Below are 1,910 nucleotides of genomic sequence, written 5' to 3' on the forward strand. Positions count from 1 at the left end.
CAATTGTAACTCGTCAGCCTGCCGCTCAAATGCAAAGACTTAATCGCGCCGAAATCATAACCGTAACCGTTATGGGCAAGCTAAAATGACGACACTAAAATTCTACATATTGACCCTTTTGACTTTCTGCTCTTTGTCTTTATTGGCACAGAATGGACCAGCAATTATTAATGACTCAGACGGATTTACAAATGTTCGTAGCGGACCGGGAACAAATTATGAAGTAATTGACACGTTGTTTAATGAAGACTTCTTCTACTTCAAATTTGACGACAACTCAGATTGGACAAAAGTGACGGCTTGGAAAGGAAGACAAATTGAAGGCTTTATCCATAAAAGCAGAATTCAAGAAGTAAAGAACCTTGACAATAATTCACTTAAGGAAATCATACTCAAAGTGCTCGACAGACAAAGAGTTTTGGCTGACAACTTTAGAGCTGCTTGGAAAGCAAAGGACAGCCTTGCGTACCGAACAACCATAAGAGAATTAGAAAACTACAGCGACACCAAATACGACCCAATTCTTCAAGTTATACCGAAGTATTTCTGTTCTACCAACGACATTGAAATAATTGACAAGTTCTTTGCGACAATGTGGGCAGACCAGGGATCTGCCAATGAAATGCCTTCATTTTCAATTGGCGACTGCTTCATTTGTAATCCAGACTTGGTAATGAAGCGACTTGAAAAAATAATGGACAATGAGCAGAAAATATTAATCCTTAACCATATAGAATGGGGACTAATGAATCATTTTGACGTTGATGAAGATGGAAGTTCGGACGACAAAGAATTTAACAGACTAATTGAACGAATTAATAAAGAAAGAAAAAAAGCCAGCCCATAACACAGCATATAGCTTATGGCGGGTGAACGGCTTACAGCAAGGTTTTCGCTCCGTAGCCAGCTTTGGTTTCGGTCGACAGGAAAGCGCTTCGAAAACCGCCACAAAGCCATATGCTAACCGTTAGCACCAATTTTTGAAAGACACACACCAACGATAAATGGAAAAAATTAGAATAACGAAAGACAACATCAAGAATTGGCCGAAATTTGAGTCATTACTTAATGATGGAAAAATTAAATTTGATTCAACAGGACGACTGAGATATTTACATGGGGCTCCTGTTGGCGACTTGATTCAAACAAGAACTGACAAAAAAGGACAGCCTATCTTTCAGGAAACTGCAGAAGAATGGTTTGACCCTGAAAGTCCAAAAGCGAATGAATTCATTTGGCCATAAATATTTACGATATGACTAGCCACAAACCTTTAAAAAGTGTTTCTCACAACTTCGGACATTCATTTATAAGTTTAATGAACTACATAAATGACGACTATTTTATGGGACATTTATTGAAACAGGCTCGCAAAACAAAACACAATAAATTGACAGTTGACATTTTGCAAAATAAAGCAGAGCCAAAAGAACTTCTAACAGAGCAAATAAGACAATCAATTGAGTATTGGAATAAGTGGTTTCCAACGTTAGTTGAAAATAGCGGTTCGACAATGGACTTTGTAAGTTCAGCGACAATGACAATAGAATTTGATTTGCAGCAAACAAGACCTTATGCTGGAAATACTGATTATATAGAAAGTCCATTCGTTTGCGAAATTGTGATTGTTGATGATAGGCAGAAAGAATATAAACGGAAACACGAAGGATGGTGGTTTCCAGAGACAAAATAGTAAGAATGGAAAATAAAAAACTGGTGCTAACACGCGGTATAAAAAATTGCCGGGACAGTAGGTTATTCAAGGGTTGCAACCCGCTTCAACCTTTGTGTAACTTGACATGAAATCGCCCGCAATCGGCAACTTTTCATACCGCCAAACGTTGCCCACAATTAAAAAAACACCCCGTTGAAAAAAATATTAATTTCACTTCTTACGACAATACTTATAA

General features: G+C 37.7%; 3 protein-coding genes. All 3 read left to right on the plus strand.

Annotation, left to right across the window (positions count from 1 at the left end; all coding sequences use genetic code 11):
- The first annotated feature begins 85 nt into the window (after positions 1-85).
- Positions 86-847 carry an SH3 domain-containing protein gene (locus tag ACFQ39_RS15100; RefSeq protein WP_377180513.1) on the plus strand — a complete coding sequence of 254 codons (762 nt, stop codon included), beginning with the start codon at positions 86-88 and terminating at the stop codon, positions 845-847.
- A gap of 157 nt (positions 848-1,004) precedes the next feature.
- Positions 1,005-1,244: a hypothetical protein gene (locus ACFQ39_RS15105; RefSeq protein ID WP_377180515.1), complete on the plus strand. Its 240-nt coding sequence runs from the start codon at positions 1,005-1,007 to the stop codon at positions 1,242-1,244.
- Positions 1,245-1,255: 11 nt separating this feature from the next.
- Entirely contained in the window at positions 1,256-1,693 is a 438-nt protein-coding gene (locus ACFQ39_RS15110) for a hypothetical protein (RefSeq protein WP_377180517.1), read from the plus strand.
- The last annotated feature ends 217 nt before the right edge of the window (positions 1,694-1,910 follow it).

Source organism: Namhaeicola litoreus (genome assembly GCF_042679565.1).
In the GTDB taxonomy this organism is placed as follows: Bacteria; Bacteroidota; Bacteroidia; order Flavobacteriales; family Flavobacteriaceae; genus Namhaeicola; species Namhaeicola litoreus.

What these genes read in the sequence shown, in the direction of transcription:
- ACFQ39_RS15105 (WP_377180515.1), top strand. Translation starts at nt 1,005, where the DNA reads ATGGAAAAAATTAGAATAACGAAAGACAACATCAAGAATTGGCCGAAA.
- ACFQ39_RS15100 (WP_377180513.1), top strand. Translation starts at nt 86, where the DNA reads ATGACGACACTAAAATTCTACATATTGACCCTTTTGACTTTCTGCTCT.
- ACFQ39_RS15110 (WP_377180517.1), top strand. Translation starts at nt 1,256, where the DNA reads ATGACTAGCCACAAACCTTTAAAAAGTGTTTCTCACAACTTCGGACAT.